Origin of the sequence: Pseudovibrio sp. Alg231-02, from assembly GCF_900143565.1 — a bacterium.
In the GTDB taxonomy this organism is placed as follows: Bacteria; Pseudomonadota; Alphaproteobacteria; order Rhizobiales; family Stappiaceae; genus Pseudovibrio.
This window is the reverse complement of record NZ_FREX01000002.1, coordinates 471,685-494,014: the sequence shown is the minus strand read 5'-3', so window position 1 is coordinate 494,014 and position 22,330 is coordinate 471,685. Positions and strand designations below refer to the sequence as shown.

At 53.3% G+C, this 22,330-nt stretch carries 16 protein-coding genes; 11 read left to right on the top strand and 5 right to left on the bottom strand.

The annotated features are described in order from the left end of the window. The first annotated feature begins 56 nt into the window (after positions 1-56). The 5 genes from DHN43_RS07765 (at position 57) to DHN43_RS07745 (ending at position 6,403) form a co-directional block, all read left to right on the top strand. Entirely contained in the window at positions 57-1,553 is a 1,497-nt protein-coding gene (locus tag DHN43_RS07765) for a YcjX family protein (protein WP_108818243.1), read from the top strand. Beyond that, the gene (locus DHN43_RS07760; RefSeq protein WP_108818242.1) at positions 1,550-2,611 is read left to right on the top strand and encodes a YcjF family protein; all 1,062 of its coding nucleotides are present in this window, start codon (positions 1,550-1,552) and stop codon (positions 2,609-2,611) included. Before DHN43_RS07765 ends, DHN43_RS07760 begins: the two co-directional genes overlap by 4 nt. Positions 2,612-2,695: 84 nt before the next feature. After that, positions 2,696-3,220 carry a GrpB family protein gene (locus DHN43_RS07755; protein ID WP_108818241.1) on the top strand — a complete coding sequence of 175 codons (525 nt, stop codon included), beginning with the start codon at positions 2,696-2,698 and terminating at the stop codon, positions 3,218-3,220. A gap of 71 nt (positions 3,221-3,291) precedes the next feature. After that, positions 3,292-4,467 carry a vWA domain-containing protein gene (locus tag DHN43_RS07750; protein ID WP_108818240.1) on the top strand — a complete coding sequence of 392 codons (1,176 nt, stop codon included), beginning with the start codon at positions 3,292-3,294 and terminating at the stop codon, positions 4,465-4,467. A 232-nt stretch (positions 4,468-4,699) separates the two neighbouring features. Then, a complete protein-coding gene (locus tag DHN43_RS07745) occupies positions 4,700-6,403 on the top strand; it encodes a DUF3011 domain-containing protein (RefSeq protein WP_208995031.1) in 1,704 nt (567 codons plus the stop codon). Between the two features lie 6 nt (positions 6,404-6,409). Here the strand turns inward: DHN43_RS07745 and DHN43_RS07740 are convergent, their stop codons facing one another. After that, entirely contained in the window at positions 6,410-7,195 is a 786-nt protein-coding gene (locus DHN43_RS07740; protein WP_108818239.1) for an AraC family transcriptional regulator, read from the bottom strand. Between the two features lie 108 nt (positions 7,196-7,303). Here DHN43_RS07740 and DHN43_RS07735 point away from each other — a divergent pair, with 108 nt between their 5' ends. Next, on the top strand, positions 7,304-8,521 hold the full coding sequence (locus DHN43_RS07735; protein WP_108818238.1) for an MFS transporter: 1,218 nt from the start codon (positions 7,304-7,306) through the stop codon (positions 8,519-8,521). 71 nt (positions 8,522-8,592) lie between these two features. On the opposite strand, the gene DHN43_RS07730 is transcribed toward DHN43_RS07735, so the two are convergent. The 3 genes from DHN43_RS07730 to DHN43_RS27280 form a co-directional block, all read right to left on the bottom strand. Continuing rightward, positions 8,593-8,913 carry a 2Fe-2S iron-sulfur cluster-binding protein gene (locus DHN43_RS07730; RefSeq protein ID WP_008547474.1) on the bottom strand — a complete coding sequence of 107 codons (321 nt, stop codon included), beginning with the start codon at positions 8,911-8,913 and terminating at the stop codon, positions 8,593-8,595. 121 nt (positions 8,914-9,034) lie between these two features. After that, positions 9,035-9,319: an Hpt domain-containing protein gene (locus DHN43_RS07725; RefSeq protein WP_063289620.1), complete on the bottom strand. Its 285-nt coding sequence runs from the start codon at positions 9,317-9,319 to the stop codon at positions 9,035-9,037. Between the two features lie 333 nt (positions 9,320-9,652). Beyond that, positions 9,653-9,949 (bottom strand): hypothetical protein, encoded by a 297-nt coding sequence (locus DHN43_RS27280; protein WP_063289621.1) that lies wholly within the window; start codon positions 9,947-9,949, stop codon positions 9,653-9,655. Between the two features lie 386 nt (positions 9,950-10,335). Between DHN43_RS27280 and DHN43_RS07715 the strand changes: the two genes are divergently transcribed. Together DHN43_RS07715 and DHN43_RS07710 are read left to right on the top strand one after the other, a co-directional pair. Next, a complete protein-coding gene (locus tag DHN43_RS07715) occupies positions 10,336-17,604 on the top strand; it encodes a hypothetical protein (RefSeq protein ID WP_108818237.1) in 7,269 nt (2,422 codons plus the stop codon). A 240-nt stretch (positions 17,605-17,844) separates the two neighbouring features. Beyond that, complete coding sequence (locus DHN43_RS07710) at positions 17,845-19,149, top strand: SAM-dependent methyltransferase (protein WP_108818236.1); 1,305 nt, start codon at positions 17,845-17,847, stop codon at positions 19,147-19,149. A gap of 42 nt (positions 19,150-19,191) precedes the next feature. Here DHN43_RS07710 and DHN43_RS07705 read toward each other — a convergent pair whose 3' ends face one another. Then, positions 19,192-19,797: a LysE/ArgO family amino acid transporter gene (locus tag DHN43_RS07705; RefSeq protein WP_108818235.1), complete on the bottom strand. Its 606-nt coding sequence runs from the start codon at positions 19,795-19,797 to the stop codon at positions 19,192-19,194. Positions 19,798-19,899: 102 nt separating this feature from the next. Here DHN43_RS07705 and DHN43_RS07700 point away from each other — a divergent pair, with 102 nt between their 5' ends. From DHN43_RS07700 to DHN43_RS07690, 3 genes are all read left to right on the top strand, one after another. Beyond that, the gene (locus DHN43_RS07700) at positions 19,900-20,784 is read left to right on the top strand and encodes a LysR family transcriptional regulator ArgP (RefSeq protein ID WP_108818234.1); all 885 of its coding nucleotides are present in this window, start codon (positions 19,900-19,902) and stop codon (positions 20,782-20,784) included. 191 nt (positions 20,785-20,975) lie between these two features. Beyond that, positions 20,976-21,917, top strand: coding sequence for a 3-hydroxyacyl-CoA dehydrogenase family protein (locus DHN43_RS07695; RefSeq protein WP_108818233.1), 942 nt, complete (start codon positions 20,976-20,978; stop codon positions 21,915-21,917). A gap of 92 nt (positions 21,918-22,009) precedes the next feature. Beyond that, positions 22,010-22,318 (top strand): cupin domain-containing protein, encoded by a 309-nt coding sequence (locus DHN43_RS07690; protein WP_063319403.1) that lies wholly within the window; start codon positions 22,010-22,012, stop codon positions 22,316-22,318. The last annotated feature ends 12 nt before the right edge of the window (positions 22,319-22,330 follow it).

The window sequence follows — 22,330 nt, the reverse complement described above, 5'->3', positions numbered from 1 at the left end:
ATTTGCGATTGCATTCCTCCAAAGAACGCACCACATCGTTCCTTGGAGGATGATCTGTGAGCCCACTGAATTCATTATTTAAAAACGCCAAGCTGGCCCTGACCGATGCACAAACAGCATTGGACAATCTAACGGGATCAGCGATTGACCTAACGGTCCCCACTGTCCGTCTGGGTGTCACTGGATTGGCACGTTCCGGTAAGACCGTCTTTATCTCAGCTCTCGTTCACAATCTCATTGCCGGAGGCCGCCTGCCTCTGCTGGATGCCGCGGGCACAGGACGGCTCGCGCGTGCATATCTTCAGCCTCAGCCCGATGACAATGTTCCACGGTTCAACTATGAGCAGCATGTCGAAACGCTGACAAAGGATCGCCTTTGGCCGGAGTCCACACATCAAATCTCCGAATTTCGCCTGACCATTGAATACGAGTCAGCCACATTCCTGAACCGCCAGTTAGGCGGCGGCAAGCTGCACCTCGACATCGTGGATTACCCTGGTGAATGGCTCCTAGACCTTGTTTTGCTACGACAGGATTTCCGGCAATTTTCAGAGGAAGCCCTGAAACGCGCTAAAGCAAGGCCAGATTTGTCTGAGGAGTTTCTGTCAACACTCGCGCGCTATCAAGATAAGCTGCACGATGAGTTTTCAGAGGACATCGCAAAAGATCTGGCAAGCACCTTCACCACGTATTTGAGCCGCTGCCGGGATGATGAGAACGCACTATCCATGTTGCCTCCTGGTCGCTTCCTCATGCCCGGCGATATGAAGGGCACACCAGCCCTCACCTTCGCCCCGCTCAATCTGGGCGATACGCAGGTCAAACCCAAAGCAGGCACGCTCCTCGCCATTATGGAGCGCCGCTACGAAGCCTATCGCAAGCATGTGGTGAGACCGTTCTTTAAAAACCACTTTGCCAAACTGGATAGACAGATTGTGCTCGTGGACGCACTCACAGCAATCAACGCCGGACCCGAGGCTCTGGATGATTTGAGCGGTGCCCTCACTGAGATTATGGGTGCATTCAGACCGGGCAAAGCAAGCTGGCTATTCTCAATAGTCTCTCGCAAGATTGACCGGATTCTGTTTGCGGCCACAAAGGCAGACCATCTGCGACGCGAGGATCATGATCATTTGGAGTTGCTCCTCAAACAGCTGGTTGAACGCGCAATCAATCGCGCAGAATTCTCTGGAGCTTCAGTTGAAACACTCGCCCTTGCATCCGTAAGAGCCACTCGTCAGGCAACCGTCCACCACGATGGCGCAGAAACCCCTGCGCTCCTCGGCACGCCAATGCCAGAAGAAACCATCGGTGAGATGAGGTTTGACGGTGAAGAAGAAGCCGCTATTTTTCCCGGAGACCTTCCTGACGATCTGGGTGATCTGTTCTCCACCGAGCAAAACCATGACGCACCGGAAGACCAGACCGCATTGAAGTATGTGCGCTTCCGCCCTCCAAAGCTGGAACGGACAGCAGAGGGATTAACCTTATCCCTCCCTCACATCCGCCTGGACAGTGCAATGGAGTTCTTGCTGGGAGACAAACTCGCATGACCATCAAGAAGACACAGCAACATAAGCCTCAGGCACGTCGTGCACCGAAAGCATTCAAACTGGATGACAGTTCCGTCCGGTTGGAGGGAGAGTGTGCGCAGGAACCACTTTCTTCTGAAGCCGTTGTATCAGAAGAAGACGAAAACGCGTTGGCCCTGCCACAAAACAATGTGGCGCCAGAGCCGAAGCCTGTAAAGAGTCGCTGGAGCAAGATCATTGCCATTGGCGGTGGTGGCCTCGTCTCGCTTGCCGTTGGTCTGGCAGTAGATAGCCTGATCAGAGATCTCTTTACCCGCTATGACTGGTTGGGCTGGACAGCTGTTGGCCTCACCGCTCTCGGCTTTCTCGGACTGATCGGTTTGTTCTTCAAAGAATGGCGAGCACTTTCGAGACTGGAGCAAATCGACCATATACGCGATGACCTCCAAACCGCAGCAGACAACGATAGCGATAAGGAAGCCCGTGCAGCTCTACAAAAGCTAATGGCGCTCTACGCAGACCGTCCGGAAACAGCTCATGGCCGCGCTCAACTCAAAGGTCATATGCAGGAAATCATTGATGGGAGAGACCTCGTCAAGCTGGCAGAACGTGAGCTGATGGCCCCGATGGATGCCCGCGCGCGCTTAATCGTCATGGAAAGCGCAAAGCGTGTTTCTGTAGTTACCGCACTATCACCCCGTGCACTCGTTGATATCCTGATTGTTCTTTACGAGAACCTGCGCATTGTCCGCCGCATCTCTCGTCTCTACGGTGCTCGTCCCGGCGCGCTCGGTTTCTGGCGCTTGTCACGAGATGTAGCAGCTCATCTGGCCGTCACAGGTGGCATGGCAGCAGGAGATAGCCTGCTGGAACAGTTCATTGGTCAGGGATTAGCGGCAAAACTTTCCGCCCGCCTTGGCGAAGGATTGGTCAACGGTTTCCTCACGGCACGCATTGGCGTTGCAGCAATTCAGACCTGCCGCCCCGCACCATTCATCGCCACAAAAGGCCCGTCGCTAACAGAACTCATGAGCGAGATCACGAAATCTGCCCCAGATGAGATTGCGGACCAGGATTAACGAATATCTCACGCCAGCCCTGTGCTTCCCCCAATCTCTTGGTATGTTCAAAGGACTAGTGAAACAAAGGCGGCAGACACAGCTATGATCACACGCAAAGTCAAAGTGGTAGATGCACAAGACAACTGGGCCGAAGAGTTCCGGCTGGAGCAAGAAATTTTACGTGAGCTGCTCGAAGATATTGTCGAAGACATTCACCACATTGGCAGCACTTCCGTACCAGCCCTTGCTGCCAAACCAATTATCGACATCCTGCTGGAAGTCTCCAGCATCCCAGCACTCGATGCTCAATCTGCAAAGCTGATCAATCTCGGCTATGTTGCCAAAGGCGAGAACGGTATTGAAGTCCGCCGCTACTTCGAAAAAGGCGGAGATGACCGCACCCACCACCTCCATGCGTTCAAATCAGGAGATCCACACGTCTACCGGCATCTGGCCTTTCGTGATTACCTGAAAGCACATCCTGACATTCGCGAGAAATACGCCCACTTGAAGAAGAAAACGGCACAGGAGGTCAACGGAGATGTCGAAGCCTATCGTGAAGGCAAGAATGATTTCGTTGAACTACATCTAGACAAAGCAATTGACTGGGCAAGAGGCTCCTATTGATCCCTATGCTTTTGCCTAAGGTGTCAATTGCACTCTCGACACTACACCGCTCAATCGCATAATGTGACCCCATGTTTATTCAGTTTTTCGAAGAGCTAAAATCCGCAGGCCTGCCCGTATCCGTACGCGAGTATCTTACGCTTATGGAAGCACTGGACGTTGATCTGGCCGGCAAGCGCGTAGAGGATTTTTACTTCCTCGCCCGCGCAACATTGGTCAAAGATGAATCCAACCTGGATAAGTTTGATCGCGTCTTTGGCCACACGTTCAACGGATTGGACCTGATGAGCGAAGTGGCAACCACAGACATTCCAGAGGAGTGGCTGCGCAAGCTCACAGAAAAACACCTTTCTGAAGAAGAGAAGAAGCTTATCGAATTCATGGGCGGCTTTGAAAAGCTCATGGAAACACTTCAAAAGCGGTTGGAAGAACAGAAAGAGCGCCATCAGGGCGGCAACAAATGGATCGGGACAGGCGGTACATCCCCATTCGGCGCGTATGGCTACAACCCTGAAGGCATTCGGATTGGACAGGACGGTAGTCGCCATCGCCGTGCCGTCAAGGTTTGGGACAAGCGTGAGTTCAAGGATCTGGATGACACGGTTGAACTGGGCACCCGCAACATCAAGGTTGCCCTAAAGCGCCTGCGTAAATTCGCCAGAACCGGAGCAGCTGATGAGTTGGATCTGGACAACACCATCAAATCCACCGCCCACAAAGGCCTGCTCGACATCCAAATGCGCCCGGAACGGCGCAACTCGGTCAAAGTGCTTCTATTCTTCGACATCGGCGGCTCAATGGATGATCACATCCGCGTCTGCGAAGAACTGTTCTCTGCTGCCAAAACCGAATTCAAGGTGATGGAATACTTCTACTTCCACAACTGCCTCTATGAGTTCGTCTGGAAAAACAATCACCGCCGCCACACAGAGCGCATCAACACGATGGACGTACTCCATAAATATCCAAGCGATTACAAAGTGATCTTCATTGGCGACGCTTCAATGAGCCCCTATGAGATCACTTATCCCGGCGGTTCAGTCGAACATTGGAACGAAGAAGCAGGCAACGTCTGGGTAAAACGCGTGACAGACCTTTATCAAAAAGCAGTCTGGCTCAATCCGGTACGGGAAAAGCATTGGGATTACACCCATTCCATCGGCATGATGAAAGAGTTGTTTGACCAGCGCATGTACCCTCTCACTCTGGAAGGTATGGATTCCGCCATGAAGGAACTTGTGCGCTAGAGCGTGTTCCGCTTGATTGGATTCAATCAAACGACACAGCGCATTTAACCTCCCCTTTTTGTAATTTTACAACTAGACTGCAAGTAGCATTGAGATCTAGACAGCAACCGCGCTTGGCAAAAAGCATGCTTCACACCTGTTTTGGAGTAGAAGCTGCAACACGCTTTCAGCTGGGCGCAAGCTGATTGCGTTAGGCAACAAGTGCACCAGAAGGGCTAAGAGAGGCTATGCTGTGAGCAAATCTATTTTGTGGCAACTGTTTACAAGGACATCGGCAGGCACCATCGCCTTCATTGCACCGTTCCTTGCTGCCAATGCCAACGCGACAACAATTCCGCCCATTAACTCGCTTATTCCAGCGCTCATAATTGAAAGCTGTCTCGACAAAACCGATGCAGCTTTGGACAGCCCGGAATTCATCGATTGCCTGACCAACACCCTCACCAGAAAACCTGAGGGCGATAACATACATAGCAGCGACCCGACGCACAGGCCTTCAACAGCAAACCATATCGCCAACACGCCAGATCGTCTTGATGGCACCAACGTGGTTGTTTGTGCTTCTGAGAATGCTGGCTACACCAAATGCAAGATCTCGAACGCCAACCGCAATTACGTCCAGTTGCTGCGCCAGACCTCCTCAGCGCTCTGCAAACTCAATGAAAGCTGGGGCGTCGTCCCATCACATCTTTGGACGGATAAGGGGTGCTCTGGCATCTTCTATGTTGGCAACAAACCGTACGCTCGCAAAACCGTAAATACGGTAAGTGCCAGTTCGTCTTCGCTAAAGAAACAGATCAAGTCCGCCAGCTCAGGTGGTGTGATCACCCCCATTCCGCAACTTCCTGAATTTACGAAGGACGGATGGCGTAAATGTGCCCTTGAATTTCAAGTCTGTGAGTTGCCTTACGCGACAACAGTTCGCTTCGGCAGGCCCGGCGCGTTTTATGAAAAGACCGCGAAAGGTGATGTTCATTGCCGGACTGACTTCTTCGGAGACCCAGATCCCGCTGCAAGAAAAGCATGTTATTACAAGCTGAAGCGGGATAGCACATCTCCACAGGCAGCACCTCCAACGCAGGTTGTGACACAAGACTTACCGCCATTGAAAAACAGCCAGATCGCACCGGAAGATGATCTGGTAATCAATGTAGCCGAACCACTCTGGAAGGCCCGCCGCGCTTGCTCCACACTGGGCAGTAAGATCATTGCGACCAAGAACTCCCTATCAGAACTGCCGCCTGTCTATCTGGGCCTCGGCACCTTCACCAATCAGCAGATGAACCAGAAACCGGTATTGGTACGAACAGGAGACAAACTCGCGGGCCGCGGTGTCTACCAAAGTCAGGGCATGTATGTGCCCTTCAACTTTTCCTGCGCCCTCAACAGCAACGGAAGAGCGGCTCAACACTTTGTTTTCCACGAGCAAAACACAGACCTCATAACACAAGACCTTCTGCCAAATCCCGACAAGTTCCTTCAGGAGAAAGCTCCCTTGAATGGCTATGACGGTCCTTATGTCTGGGTGTCAGGCCTTCCAACAGGTGCAGGCAACAAGAGTGCTGTTCTGGTCCATGGCGTACCAGAAACAGACGACACAGACTTTTATGCCCGCTGCCTAGCTGGAAGCGGTGATATCGAGATCATGTTTCAGTCAACCGTCCCTGCTCTTAAGGAAGGCGACAGTATCCTGATCTCTTTGAGCACGAGACGGTTCAAGGAAAGTTATGTTGGCGTCGGCAGTTCGTTGAATCAGGAGGCCGGTGTTTCCCTGCCACTCCTCACTTTGAGTAATGGCTCCTCACTCTGGAACCGAATGGCACGAGACAACGAGCTGAAGATCAATCTCGGCGGCTATGCAATCTACAATGTGAGCCTCAAAGGCAGCGCCAAGCACGTTCGCGACTTCATCCGCGCATGCGGCGCCAGCAAGTAAACAGCGCTACGCAGTCTTGAAGTATTTACCAGGCGTCGTGCCAAATGCTTTGCGGAACTGAGAGATGAATGGGCTTGGCCCTTCATAGCCAAGTTTGAAAGCCACATCACCCACACTCCGGCCTGCAGAGAGCAACTCCAAAGCCCGAAACAGTTTGGCCTGCCCACACCACTTGCGATAGCTCCAACCCGTCTCATCAAAGAACCGCCGCTCAAACGTGCGTTGAGACATAAGCGTTCGCTCCGCAGCATCTGCAAGGCTTGGCAAGTGCGCAGGACATGACAGGATAGACTGACAAAGCTCTTTCAAAAGCGCATGATTGACTGGCATAGGCAATTGCAGCGGCGCATCTGGCAAGCTCTTCAACTGGTCAACAATCACCTGCGCAATCCGCGCAGTAGACCCATCAAGCGCATAGTCCCGGGGCGCTGCCATAATCTCCTGTATCAACTCACGCAAGAGCGGCGTCACCTGCACCACAACAGGTCTATCAGAAAGCCGCGCAGACCAATCCTCTCGCAGATACAGGCTCCGAAACTGCGTTTTGATCGGATAGACAGTGCGATGCATCATCCCACCTGGAACCCAGACCGCACGCTCTGGTGGCACAACAAATGTTCCCTCCTCGGTAAACACCGTTGTGGAGCCCTGCATGATATGAACCAGCTGTCCGCGTGAGTGTGCGTGCGGCTCCCCTTGTCCGCCAATGGGCATATCTACCGCATAAGCAACAATGGGTTGCGGACGATCCACCTCATGTGGGTCTGCAAAAACATCAGCATGAATAGGCATCAAACACCTCTTGGCGACTTCAAGATATTTTTTGGCAAACTAGTGCTATCACGTAAACAAACTTTTCGCTTACTTAATTGCAAAACTCATTTCTAAGAACGAAGCACCATGTTGAATATCATTAAAGACATCAGAGCCGACTGGCGCTCACCCTTTGTATTTTTGTTGGTCCTCACCGTCGCCTCACAGCTTTCGTTTTCTGTGTGGTGGAACCTCATCAATAACTTTGCAGTCAACACGCTCGATTTCACGGGGCAGGAAATTGGCATTCAGCAGTCCATCCGCGAGATCCCCGGTCTGCTGGCATTCACTGTCATTTTCATGCTGTTGATCTTCAAAGAACAAACGTTCACGTTGATCTCTTTGGGTCTGATGGGCTTCGGCATTGCAATCACCGGATACTTCCCATCCGCGATCGGCTTTTACGCCACCACCCTCATCATGTCTTTCGGCTTCCACTACTACGAGACACTCAAGCAGTCTCTATCCCTGCAGTGGTTACCCAAGAAAGACGCCCCGGCACTGCTCGGACAAATTATTGCGGTCTCGTCACTGGTTTCACTGTGTATCTACGGCTCGATCATGATCGGCTGGAAGACGTTTGATCTATCCTATGAGCAAGTGTTCCTGTGGGCAGGCATTGCAGGCATGGCCCTGACCATCTTTGCAGCCTTTGCCTTCCCAAAGTACAAAGCACACGTAGAACAGCACAAAAAGCTGATCCTGCGCAAACGCTATTGGCTCTACTATGCGCTCACCTTCATGAGTGGCGCCCGCCGTCAGATCTTTACAGTCTTCGCTGGATTCCTGATGGTCGAACGCTTTGGTTACGAAGTGCACGAAGTTGCAGCGCTGTTTCTGCTGAATGGCGCAATTAACATGTTCCTCGCTCCAAAGATCGGTGCGTTCATCGGTCGGGTTGGTGAGCGGACCGCATTGACTTGCGAGTATGTCGGTTTGATCATCGTCTTCCTGTCCTATGCCTTCGTCACCAACGTGTACGTGGCTGGCACTCTTTACGTGATCGATCATGCTTTCTTCGCCATGGCCATTGCAATGAAGACCTACTTCCAGAAGATTGCAGACCCGGCAGACATTGCACCAACCTCCGCTGTTGACTTCACCATCAACCACATCGCAGCTGTGGTGATTCCGGTGGTCTTCGGCACGATCTGGCTTTTCTCCCCTGCACTGGTGTTCATCGCAGGCGCATCCATGGCTGCCATCAGCCTAATCCTGAGCCGCATGATTCCGCGCAATCCGGAGCCTGGTATGGAAACTGTGTGGGTCCCGGCCCGTCAGCCACAAGCCGTCGGCGCTGAGTAAGCATCCCATTACCCAACAAAAAAGGCTGGCCCAATCGGACCAGCCTTTTTTCATTCAAGCTCTGCAGCTGCTTAGCTCTGGCTCTCTGGAATGTGAACCACAAGACCATCCATTTCGTCAGTCACACGGATCTGACAGGAAAGGCGAGACGTGTCACGAACGTCCTGAGCAAAGTCGAGCATATCTTCTTCCATAGGCTCTGGTTCACCAGTTTTGTCATTCCACGCTGGGTCCACGTACACGTGACAGGTCGCGCAAGCGCAGGCGCCACCACATTCTGCTTCAATTCCAGGAACCATGTTCTTAATCGCGTTCTCCATAACGGTAGAACCGGCAGCAGCATCCACCTCATGGCTTTCACCTGATGAGGTGATGAAAGTAATCTTTGGCATATTTAAAGTCGTCCCGACCCTGATTGGCTTATTCTGTTGTCTTCAGATACATGCAGGCGCCCAGCTATTCAAGAACTTCTGGGCCAGACCTTATGGTCAAACCCGCGCAGCCAATCTCGCATTACAAATTCCGCAGCTTTGAAAGATCCGCAGACACCTCCGTAAGGCAAGTCTCAACAGTCACCAGCAATGGCACAACTCCGCTCGCAGCTTCCTGCTCAGCTTGCTCCAGCGCCTCCCCAAGCGCAAACGCACCAACACCGCGCGCAGAACCTTTAAAGCGATGCAGCAAGGCACGAAGGGCTTCTGTTCCCATTGTCTCGCACAATCCCCGACGGAACTCTTCTATCTGGTGAGCAAACATCTCCAGGATCTGACCTTGCAAATCCGGGTCATCAAACGTCACAGAAGAGAAGTGATCCCTACATATAGCACTTGTAGTTTTATGTAGTTCCATAGCCAAGTTTACGTTAGGCCTCCAAACACAGCCAAGTGACTCAAAGTTATCGCGATATTCGGAAAGTTGATTCGCTTGAGTGACTCAAACCCTGCCACCACCAAGACTCTGCAGTGACTCTACCCCTCATTTCCCATAGGCAACGGAATCTAGTCCCCAAAAGAAAACACAGGTTTTTATTTCATGGTTAACAAGATCCTACCGCCCAGATTCAAATCTAGACTCGTGACCCCGTCACCGGCTCTCACTGCCATTACACGTTAAAATTGACAAGACGCTCTGTTAAAGATGGTTAACAAGATTTTTCGAATTACCATCACGCTCCAGCATCGCACGTCCCGTATCGGTCAGCTTACAAACGAGCCAATCCGGCTTCAACGGGTTGGAAAACCAAGGCTCCGCCCACCCTGCTGCAATACACGCCCGCACAGTTGCAGCTGGCACTTGTCGACCGCTCTCATCGAACAGCGGTAACTTTCCACCTGCTTCGTTAAGACCTCGCCTTAACCATTTGAGTTGTGTGGGACTCGGACGATTGGAACCTTTAGAACTGACTGGAGAATTTTCGCGATTAGCCATAGTGAGTTCCCCCCAAAATTGCTGCCTGTGACTTATCGTAGGGCACCTAAAAATCCCGGCAACTTCTGTTGTACAGTCCACCGGATTGTGCCATTAGGTTAAGGGTAGCTGCAAGGTGGGGAAATCTAAATCTTAAGGTACCGTTAACATTAACGGTCCGCTTTGATTCTGAAAACTCCCTGTTTTTGGCCCTAGAAGTTCGACGGTGCTCTCAATTCAGAGCTGTTGGATTGCATGGGGCCAAACCTATTGTTGTCTGAAATGCGTTCTTGTTTGGGAGGAATGTATTTCGCGTAGGACGGACACCTTGTGGTGACGGCGCCGGCACAAAAGGCGAAAAATGTGCTGACGACCGGCAAGTAGAGAGTACGGACGCGAGGCGAGAAATGGCGAACACCCCGAAGGCGAAAGCTCCATCGGAAGTGGCTCTGTCAGCGGTAGAAGAAGCCCTTCAGGCTGATTTTGGCGCTCCACAAGAGTCTATTTTATCCAGTGAACAGGAGAGCACCACTGCGGAACCCCCGCAAATGTCTGCTAGTCCTGCAACGGAGTCTGTAACAACAGCTCCTTCCTCTGATAAAAAACTGGCTCAGCTTGTAGAAGAAAATCAAGCTCCGAGACAGGTTCGCAAACGTGGCCGTGGTGGCCGCCCGCCCACAGCAAGCAATGATGACCGCCAGTCCATTGGCTCACTGATGTTTGCTCTGCAGCGCAAGCCGTCTGCAGCTCCGTTCTGGTTCGCATTTGCAGTCTCCGTTGTCTGGGCCAGCCTTGGCTTGGCAATGTCCTGGGGCTCATTCGCTGCTCAGCTTGAAAAATCATCCTCCTTCTCAGGCGTATTTGAAAACCCGACGCTGGTTCTCATTTCCGTCTTTATTGTTGTTCCAATTGCATTTGTCTGGGTTATGGCTCTCCTGTTCTGGCGAGCACAGGAAATGCGCAACGTCGCACGCGGCATGACGGAAGTTGCTCTTCGTCTTGCTGAGCCTGAAGATGTTGCAAAAGAAAGCATCCTGAACGTTGGTCAGGCAATCCGCCGCGAAGCTGCCGCCATGGGCGACGGCATTGAACGCGCGATTGCACGTGCCAGCGAGCTGGAAGTTCTCATTCATAAGGAAGTCTCTTCCCTTGAGAACTCTTATAATGACAACGAACTGAAAATTCGCCGTCTGGTGGAAGAACTTGTCAGCCAGCGTGAAGCCATTCAGGCAAACGCAGAGCTGGTTCGTGAAACCATCTCCGGCTCCCATGAAAATCTTGCATCACAGCTCGCGAACACATCAGAGGAATTCGCCTCCTCTGTTGATCGTGCCCGGGAACGCCTAACCGGTTCGATCGACGCTACGCTTGAGCAGATGACAAGCAAGATCGAAAATCGCGTTACAGAAGCAACCGACAGCTTCACTGAAGCTGGTAGCGAAATGGTCTCCTCGCTGACCGTTCGCTCCGATGATTATGTCGAGCGCCTCACTTCTACCGGCTCTGAGCTGGTTGAAACACTCTCCGACACCGGCTCCAAGCTCTCCGAAACACTTCACGAGCGCGGATCTTCTATCAATGAAGAGTTCTCCTCTACTGCAAACTCCTTCATCGATAACCTGACCGAGCGCGGCACAGACCTCAACACCCGTCTTTCTGAAACCTCAGAGGCGCTCGTTGACAACCTGGCAAGCCGCAGTGATGAAATCACTGCATCCCTGTCCTCCACCGGAACTGAAATTGTTGAGGGTCTTTCCACTCGCGGCAATGAAATCAGCGACCTGTTGGCAGAACGCGGCGACGCTTTGAACGCAACACTCGGCGCTGCTGGCGCAGAACTGTCTGCAACCATCACAGACCAGACAGAAGCCATGAAAGGCGTTCTGCAGGCGCAGGGTACTGAGCTGACTGCCTCTATCGAAGAGACCGTCTCTTCTGTAACGGCACAGTTTGTTGGAGCAAGCTCTGACCTGACACAAACTCTGGTAACCACATCCGGTGAAGTTGTTGGCCAGATCAGTGCAGCAAACACAGAACTCAACTCCACACTGACCAACGGTCTGTCCGAGTTTACATCCAGCGTTTCGCAAACCAGCGGCGAGCTGGCACAGACACTGGTGATCACCACATCCACCGTTACCGAGCAGCTAACCGAAGCAAATGCGTCCCTCACCGATACGCTCAATGTTTCCGTTCAGTCCATCAGCTCTGCTGCTGAGGGTGCAAGCTCGCAGATTGGTGCTGTTCTTTCAAACGGCGTTACAGAGTTGAGCACAAGCGTCACAAGCGCGAGCTCCGAACTCTCACAAGCTCTGGCAACAACAACCTCCACTGTTACCGATCAGATCAACAGTGCGAACGACACCCTGACAGAAACAATGAACCTTGGCGTTGTTTCCATTAATCAGAGCGTCGAAACAGCAGGTTCTGAGCTGACAACGACACTTCTCACCGCTTCCAGCGAAGTCACTGAGAAGATCACCACAGCAAACGACAACCTGACCGAGACCCTGAAGGGTGGCATCGATACCATCACCCGCACAGTTGATGGCGTCAGCGGCGAACTCTCCCAGTCTCTGGACAGCGGTGTTGAGCTTCTGTCTCAAACGGTTAGCAACACAACCTCTGTTATGGCAGAGACAATGGAAAGCGGCGTAGCTAATCTCAACGAGAGTGTTTACGGCGTATCCGCACAGCTGACAGAAACACTGGACACCAGCGCATCCAACTTCACAGCATCTGTATCCGGCGCGACCGCCAACATCACAGAAGCTCTGGAAGATGGCGTCTCCAGTCTCAGCACCACTGTTTCTGGTGCAAAAGAGCATATCTCCGAGGCTTTGGAAGGCGGCGTTGTCACACTCAGCGAAACCGTCAATGCTGCAGGTTCCCAGATCTCAACGATCATGGACAGCGGTGTGGGCAGCCTGACCGACTCGGTCAAAACTGCAAACACAATCATTTCCGAAACGCTGGACACAGGCGTCGGCAGCCTCAGCGAAACCGTCAATGCAGCAAGCTCCCAGATCTCAACGATCATGGACAGCGGTGTGGGCAGCCTGACCGACTCGGTCAAAACTGCAAACATGATCATTTCCGAAACGCTGGATACAGGCGTCGGCAGCCTCAACGAAACCGTCAATTCCGCAAGCACACAAATCTCAACGCTTATGGAAACCGGTGTTGGCAGCTTGAACGAGACCGTAAATACGGCCAATACTCAGCTGACAGATACGCTGAACCTGACAGTCACAACAGTTTCCGATCAGTTCGGCAGTGCAAACGCGCAGCTGCATGAAACGCTCGAAACCTCTATCTCTGGCATCACCAATCACTTCACCTCCGCAAGCACACGTCTTTCCGACGAGATCCTTACCCGTGGTGAAGAAATCAACGCCAACCTGTCTCTTACAAGTGGCCGCCTGATCGATACGATCACAGGCCGCACCGAAGAGATGATGGGTGTTGTTGATGAGCGTGTGACCAATCTGGACACTGCCCTTCGCTCAACTGGCGAACAGGCAGCAGAAGGCATTGCAAACCGTGGTCGCGAGATCAACGAAGCAATCGCCGTTCAGTGCACCGACTTCATCGACACACTGTCCCACCGCTCCACTGAGGTTTCCGAAGTGTTGCGCGGCGCTGGTGAAAGCATCATTGCGGATCTGTCTCTGCGTGGCGGCGACATTGCGACCCGTCTGGATGACACGGCAAACACACTCGGCACAACCATCACAGTTAGCGGCGGCGAGCTGGCTGACCGTCTTGGCAACGTCAGCACTCAGATCTATGAGAGCATCACCATCAACGGTGCTGAGCTGGATCAGCGTCTGGCAGAGCGCGGTGCAGAAGTTGCTGACACCATCAGCAAACAGACATCCGCCTTCAAGACCGCTCTTGAAAGCACAACAACTGACATCACCGGCGCACTTGGCCTGCGCACTGAGGAACTGGCTGACAAACTGGCTGACACCGGTACACAGCTGGCATACCTCATCGGCTCTCGTGGTGAGCGCGTAACAGCTGATCTGACCGAAATCGGCGATCGCATTACCGAAACCCTCGACATCCGTGGCCGTGCTTTGAACGATGGCCTGGCCAGCAAACTGGCAGAACTGGAACAGGTTGTTACCGAAAGCGGTTCCGATCTTGTTCAGTCCCTCGATTTGCGCAGTCAGAACATCGGCGAATCCTTCGACAACCGCATCGAGACACTCGACGCGAAACTCGAAGAACGCACCAGCACCTTCGAGCAGAGCTTCGATACACGCGCAGCAGCCCTCACCGAGACCATCGAAAGCCGCACCACCAAGCTGGCAGACGCGGTCGAACAGGGCACTGGCATCATCGCAAGCACTCTGGAAGAGAAAACCCAATCCATCTCCAGGATCCTCGAAGATCGTACCGACATCATTGCGGTCAATCTCTCCGAGCGTGTGGAACAGGTTGGCGTCTCACTCTCCAATCGTGCAGAGAAGATTGGCGAAATCCTCGCTCAGCGTTCCGAAGCTATCGAAGAGACAATCTCTACAAGCCTGTCCACCTTCGATCAGGCAGTCGGCGACAAAGTCGAAGCAGCTGCAACTGTTATCTCTGACCGTGCAGAACACCTTGCAGACTCTCTGTCCACCGGCACAGAGCGCATCGATCAGGCTCTGGACGCACGCGCCAAGCAGATCTCTGAAACTCTGGTCAGCCGCACCCGCGAGATTGCCAAGGCATTCCACGACGGTCAGACCGAGATCAACGAAGCGCTCGACAGTCGTCTGGAAGAAGCTGGCAGCATCATCGTTCAGCAGTCCAAGAACCTCACCGACGCTCTGTCCGAGCAGGTCGCAGAGATCAACGTTTCTCTTGGCTCCAAAGTGTTCGAAGTTGCAGAAACACTCGACACCCGCTCCAAAGCTCTCGAAACGATCCTCAACGATCGCCTCGAAGCAATCTCCTCCACCATGGGAGACGAGAGCGAGAAGGCAGCAACCACGCTTACAAGCGCAATGGCAGAGGCAACCTCTTCCCTTGGCTCCGAAAGCACCCGTGTTCGCGACCTTATCCTCGAAGTCGTTGGTCAGGCATCCGATCGTCTTGCTCAGGAACGTGACCTCACAACCGAGAAGGTTGTCAGCAGCGTAGAGCAGCTTTCCGGCACACTGAGCAAAGAAGGCGAGCGTCTGCAGGAAATCGTTTCCAACTCCATCGGCGAAGCCCGTAACTCTCTGGAAGGCGAAGGCGAGAAAGCAGCAGCAGCTGTTTCCGATGCCATGGCAACCGTCCGCGGTACGCTCACCAAGGAAGGTGACGAAGTCGCACAGCGCGTCCTCAGCACTGTGGCTCAGGCAGCTAACGCTCTGGCCGTGGAAAGCGAAAACGCCCGCGCCATGTACACCGCAACTCTGGCAGAAATGTCTGGCGCCCTCACCGGCGAAAGCGACAAGGTTCGTGGTGATCTGTCCCAGACCATCGAGCTGGTAACTGGCCGCCTCTCCGCAGAAAGCGAGCGCTCCAAGACGATCCTCGCAGAATCTGCAGAAGACGTCCGCAAGCTTCTGGCTGGCGAAACCGACGAAGTTCGTGCTCGCGTCTTCACCACCATCGAAGAAGCAGCAGGCACTCTGTCCACCCGCGTCAAGTCCGTGGCAGACGAGCTGCTGGTTAAAGCCGAGAACCTCAACGATGCCTTCGGCAGCCGCTCTGCTGAGCTTTCAGAGATCATCGGCAAGGACGGCAGCGAGTTGATCACTGCCATCGAAAACCGCGCTCATGACCTCACCACACGCGTCAACGAAGTCCAGAACGCAATTCTGGATGCAGTGGCCGTGAAGGGCCGTGAAGTCTCTGACCGCTTTGCACAGAACGGTCTGCAGGCAACACGCGATTTGGTTGAAGCAGGCGACAAGATCGTGACTGCAATCGATGAGCGCAGCAACATCGCAACAACCCGTCTGGACGACAGCCGCGAGCGTATGCAGGCCGACATGAACGTCCTGCTCAACGCAGTCTCCACAAAGGGTCAGGAAGTTGCAGAGACCGTCACCCGTCAGGGTGCAGTCGCAACCGATGCTCTGACACAGACGATCGACGGCATCGGCAACACCATCGAAGATCGCACCCGGATGGCTGTGAACGTGATGACAGGCACCAAAGAGCGTCTGGAAACAGATGTCTCTGAAATCCTGACACGCCTCAACGCATCCAACGGAAGCCTTCGTCAGATCCTTGCATCCGCAAGTGAGAACCTGTCTGAAGTTGAAACCAACCTCGCAAACCGTGCAGGTGAGTTCAGAACCGCGATCGACCGTGCTGTTACCGAGACTGAAGCAGCAAACGCAACCATCGAGAACCAGGTCGGCCAGCTCCGCAACACAACACATACTGTGCTTGCAGACGCTGCGAAGATCGCGGGCCGCATGGAAGACCAGAACCAGCTTCTCGGTCAGGCCATCGCGGATCTGGAAGCAACCAACACCCATGTTGACAGTCGCTTCACAGACCGCCGCATGGCAATCGAAATGGTTGCAGACACGCTGATCAAGAAAACCTCTGATGTTGAAGTGCTCATGGCGAACTACACCAACACCCTTGGTGACACGCTAGAAGTTGCTGACGACAAGGCCCGCGAAGTTTCCGGCATGCTCCGTGCTGCTGCAGAAGCTGCGACCAAGTCTGTGACTGAGCAGTTCGAAAGCATGCGCATGACCGCTGGTATGGAAGGTCAGAAGGCACGTGACGCAGTTAAAGCTGCCCACGATGATATCCTTCATGACATGAAGTCCACCGTCACTGAGGCATCCGAGCGCTTTACTGATGCAACATCCCGCATGCGTGAAGTTGCCCGTTCAGTACACCATGAGCTGGAAGCAACCCGCTCTGAATTGAATGCAGGTATTCTGGCTCTGCCAGATGAAGCAGAAGCATCTACCTCTGCACTGCGTCGCATCGTGAGCGAACAGGTGAAGGCACTGGAAGAACTCTCCACAATCGTGTCCCGCCAGTCCTCTCAGTTCGATGTGTCTACGCCAGCAGAACCAGCCCGCGCAGTCAATGCAGCTCCGGCAGCCGTGGCAGCGACCAGCCAGTACGCAGCAGCTGAAGCACCAACACTGCAGCAAGTTGCAGCCACCGGCGCAAAGCCTGCCCGTATGGCCCCGTCCCCTCGCCGCATGGAAGCACCAGCTCCACGCGCAAAGCGTCCTCAGCCAACACCAGCGGCTGCACCGCAGGGAAACGGCACATCCAAAGGCTGGATCAGCGACCTGCTCCGCCGCGCTTCAGACGATGAAGACACAATGGGCGGACATCCGCGTGACACAGCAAACGCACGCACCCCGCAGCACATGGTTGAATCCCTCAACTCCCTGAGTATGGACATTGCTCGTGCAGTTGATCATGAAACCTTTGTGGATCTGTGGGAGCGCTACAAGCGCGGCGAACGTGATGTCTTCACCCGTCGCCTGTACACCCTGCAAGGTCAGCAGACCTTCGACGAGATCCGCCAGAAGTACGGTCGCGATCCTGAATTCCGCAGCGCAGTTGAGCGTTACATTCAGGACTTCGAACAACTCCTGTCTCAGGTCTCCAGAAGCGACAGCGACAATCAGCTCGGTCAGACCTACCTGACCTCTGATACCGGCAAGGTCTACACCATGCTTGCTCACGCAAGTGGCCGCTTCGACTAAGCGCGACAAACAATCAAACCCAAAAAAGGCTCCTGAGATTTTCAGGAGCCTTTTTTGTTGGGCCGACACAATAACACCGGTCTCCGTACTCGCTGCCCTTGTCTCCCGCCCCTCAAACCTCTCAGATCCTATGGTCTCCGACCCTAAAACTCTCTCAATCGCATCCTACAACTCGGGGATGTTTGATCCTCAGAGGAAGCGATAGGGTGTGCTTCACAAGAGCAAAGGCGGATAAGAGCGATGCAGGCAACGTGGCGGCGAAATTCCTTAAAAAGCGCATTGGAACACATCCACTCAACAATGCAGCTGAAGTTCGGGTTCCGGTTGTGGGATGGCACGCATGTTCCTGCCAATCCGCCTCAAGCAATTATTGCAATCAATGATCCCGGCGTGATCTCAGCCCTTTTGCGACGCCCCAGGATTGAGACACTCGTTGATGCATGGGTACAAAAGCGGGTCGATATCGAAGGGGTAAACCTCTTTGAGATGGCAGAATTGCGCCCACCCGGAAAAGCAAGCAAGCTCGCCAAAAACCTGAACCGCCTCCTACTCGCAAAAGCAGTCCTGCCCTTTCTGTTCGCTCCCTCAAAGCGGCGTGCTAGCTCAGATGTAAAAGGAGAAGGTGCCCGCGACGGCAGCGAGACCTCAAACAAACGCAACATCGCCCACCACTATGATGTCTCGAATGAGTTCTACGCGTTATTCCTTGATGAGCAAATGCTCTACACCTGCGCCTATTTCACGAAGGCCGAAAACACACTGGATCAGGCACAGCGCGACAAGCTGGATATGATCTGCCGGAAATTGCAGTTGGAACCGGGAGACCGCCTGTTGGACATCGGGTGTGGTTGGGGCGCTCTCATTTGCCATGCAGCAGAACACTACGGCGTCACCGCCAAAGGCGTGACACTCTCTGAGCAACAAGTCCTGCTGGGCCGCAAAACCATTGCGGAACGAGGCTTGGAAGACCGTGTCTCAATCGAACTGCAGGACTTCTCCAAGCTCTCTGGCACTTTCACGAAAATCTCGTCCATCGGTATGTTTGAGCATGTCGGCCTTGCCAATCACGAAGGATACTTCCAAGCTGTAAAGCGTCTGCTGGAGCCACGCGGGATCTACCTGCACCATGCCATAACAAGGCCGGGCAAGCGCACAGAGAAGAAGTTCAGGAAGAAGCCCGCCGAATACAAAGCACTGATCCGCTACATATTTCCCGGTGGAGAGCTCGACCACATCGGCATGAGCCTCCGCAACCTCGAAGCCACAGGCTTTGAAGTGCACGATGTGGAAGGCTGGCGGGAACATTACGCTTACACCACGTCCCACTGGGCAACACGGCTTATGTCACGCAAGGAGGAGGCGATCGCTCTGGTGGGAGAAGAAACCTTCAGAATGTGGGCGCTGTATCTGGCAGGCGTCTCACTGGCATTTGAACGCGGTTCCGCACAAATATTCCAGACCGTCGCAACCCGAAAAACAAAAAGCTTCTCCGGGATGCCTCTGACACGAGCCTCCCTGTACAAACGAGAGAATGAGACCTGTTAGCGATCAGATGCCCTATGAACTCGTCAGAAGCGGTTGCGGCAATCAGCTCACCAGAGCAAACGCAATGGCCCACATGACAACAGCGATGACGCCATCAAGAACTCGCCAGGAGGTGGGATTTGCAAATATTGGCCGAAGCAAACGGGCGCCATATCCCAGGGAGAAGAAGAACACGAAGGACGCCACGACAGCACCTATGCCAAAAATGTACTCAGCTCCTTCATGGCGACTGGCAACAGACCCGACAAGCAGCACCGTATCCAGATAGACATGTGGGTTCAAAAACGTAAGCGACAACACCACAATAAGTGTACCGACAATCCCTGCCGTTTTGCCCTCATCCGGACTGAGAGCCGCCCCTCCTCTGATTGCGGACAAAGCACTGCGAGCACCGTAGAGAGCCAGAAAACCAGCCCCGCCATACCGTAAAAATGGCTCCAACTCGGGGATTGTTGCGGATATTGCCGCGAGACTGGATATTCCAACCGTAATCAGAAAGGCATCACTAACAGCACATGTGATGCAGGTCAGGAAAACATGCTCTCCTCGCAAGCCCTGCCTCAGCACAAAAGCGTTTTGCGAGCCAATTGCGAAGATCAAACTAAGGCCAAGAGAAAAGCCGGAAAAGGCAACTGATAAGACTGACATTGGGTTTCCTAAGAGGGGAACTGAGAACTCATTGCCAACTTGACTACCTCGCCCTTCACCATTAGTGAAATTCAAATACCTTCTTCTACATTAGAGATTCTAATGGATTTTGACCGAGCACAACTGGCCGCATTCGCATCAATCCTCACCACTGGTACATTTGAGAGAGCCGCACAACACCTCGGCATCACGCAATCCGCAGTATCTCAGCGCCTGAAGGCCCTTGAAGAGAAGCTTGGTTGCGTCCTCATAATACGAGGTACACCATGTGTCGCCACCACTCAGGGAGAAGTGCTGCTTCGACACGCTAACGAAGTTGCTTTGCTGGAGAAACAGGTCAAAGAGGAAATTGGCTTTTCGAGCGAGGCCAGCAACCTGACCAGCCTCCAGATAGCAGTCAACGCAGACAGCCTTGCCACGTGGTTCATAGATGCACTCGCACAGGTGGATGGTTTTCTGTTCGACCTGAAGATTGACGATCAAGACCACAGCGCAAACTGGTTGCGACGCGGGGAAGTTCAGGCCGCTGTCAGCGCGGAACCTACCCCCATACGCGGATGTGATTGCTTTCCTTTGGGCGCTCTGCGTTACCGGGCAACAGCAAGCCCAGCATTCGTCAAACGATGGTTTCCGAAAGGCGTCACCCTTGATGCACTGAAGCTCGCACCTGCGCTCACCTACAACATCAAAGATACGCTACAGACAGAATGGTTGCGCGCAGTCTTTGGAGAGAGCATTTTCCCAAACACCCATTGGCTCCCAAGCCCTCAGGCGTTTATCGACGCCACAGTCAATCACATCGGTTGGGGCATGAACCCGAGCATTCTGGTCGATCCACTCATTCAGCAAGGGAAACTGGTTGAGCTGATCCCGGACACGCCATTCGAAACAAAACTCTTCTGGCATACAAGCCGGGCAACAGCCCACACAATAGCTCCCCTCACAACAGCCATACGCCAAGCGGCAAGATCAGCACTGGCAGACTAAGGCCAGATGTGAGTAGCCTGAACAAGCATCTCTGTTTTCCAGAGCACGATACATACGCCTTGGTACAAATTGCTAAATTGACCTAGAAATCAACATCATAGTAGTTCTCCTTACCTGCACCAGTATATCGGGCACACCTCCGCATCGAACTGAGCAGCTCCTTCTCATCGGGCAACCCAAGGAATGTTGACATGAACTACCCAAACATCGCAATTCTCGGGGCCGGAACAATCGGCATGAGTTGGACAGCGCTGTTTGCAGCTACAGGTCGGCAGGTCACTGTTTATGATCCCTCACCGGAGACAGAAGATCGGGTGACCGCTCTGGTAAAAAAAACCGCAGAAACGCTTGCTGCACTTGGATGGCAACATGCCGGTGACACTTCAAAATTACGGTTTACAAACGACCCTGTGGCAGCAGTTTCAGATGCCGACTTCATTCAGGAGAGCGTGCCTGAGCGGCTAGAGATCAAACACGGGCTCTACCAGCAGATCGAACCACACCTGAAACCAGAAGTCATCATTGGCAGCTCAACCTCCGGCTTGAAACTCTCGGAGATGCAGGCAGGATTTAACAATCCAAGTCGCTTCATTCTGGCTCACCCGTTCAATCCACCACACCTCATCCCATTGGTAGAGTTGATGGACAATGAGAAAACGGATGCAGGCGTACTCCAATCAGCAAAAGACTTCTATGAGAGCATCGGTAAAGTCTGCGTACGCCTCAACAAAGAAGTTCCCGGGCACATTGCAAACCGGCTGCAGGCTGCAATCTGGCGCGAGACCATTCACCTGGCGATGGAAGGTGTCGCCAGCGTCGAGGATATAGACAAAGCCGTTACTTACGGCCCCGGCCTCCGTTGGGCCGCTATGGGTCCAAACACACTCTTGCATCTGGGCGGCGGTGAAGGCGGCATCCGTTCGTTCTGTGATCACCTCGGTGGTCCTTTCCAAAGCTGGTGGGACGATCTTGGCACCCCAAGGATCACACCAGAGGTGGTGGATACACTCGAAGACGGTGTGAAGACCTCATTGGAAAACACATCCATGCAGGAACTGGCAAAGCGCCGAGATGACCTTGTTCTGCAATATGTATTGTCAGGGCGAACCAAGAAAGAGAAAAGCCCGGCCTAAACTGAGCTGACACCCAGCTCACCAAGCGCTGGTCCTATGTTCTTTTCCAACCCATCCCTACCATGAGCACATGCACAACAAAGGAGAGTGTCATGTGCTCATCAACGGGCTCCGCAAAACCGACAGTTCTGATCGAGAATGACCGCGTAAAAGTCACCGAATGGCGGTTCAAACAACGTGGAGATAACACGGGCTGGCATCGCCACGCCTACGACTACATCGTTGTCCCGCTCTTTGATGGCGCTCTGGAAATCAATTTAGGCAATGGGGAAACAATGGAAGCCGCTATGCAAAACGGTGTTCCATACTTCAAAGAGATTGGCGTAGAGCACGATGTCATCAACGCCAACAACTTCGAATGCGCATTCGTCGAAATTGAACTGCTTGAAGCGCGTCGATAAACACCGGATTTG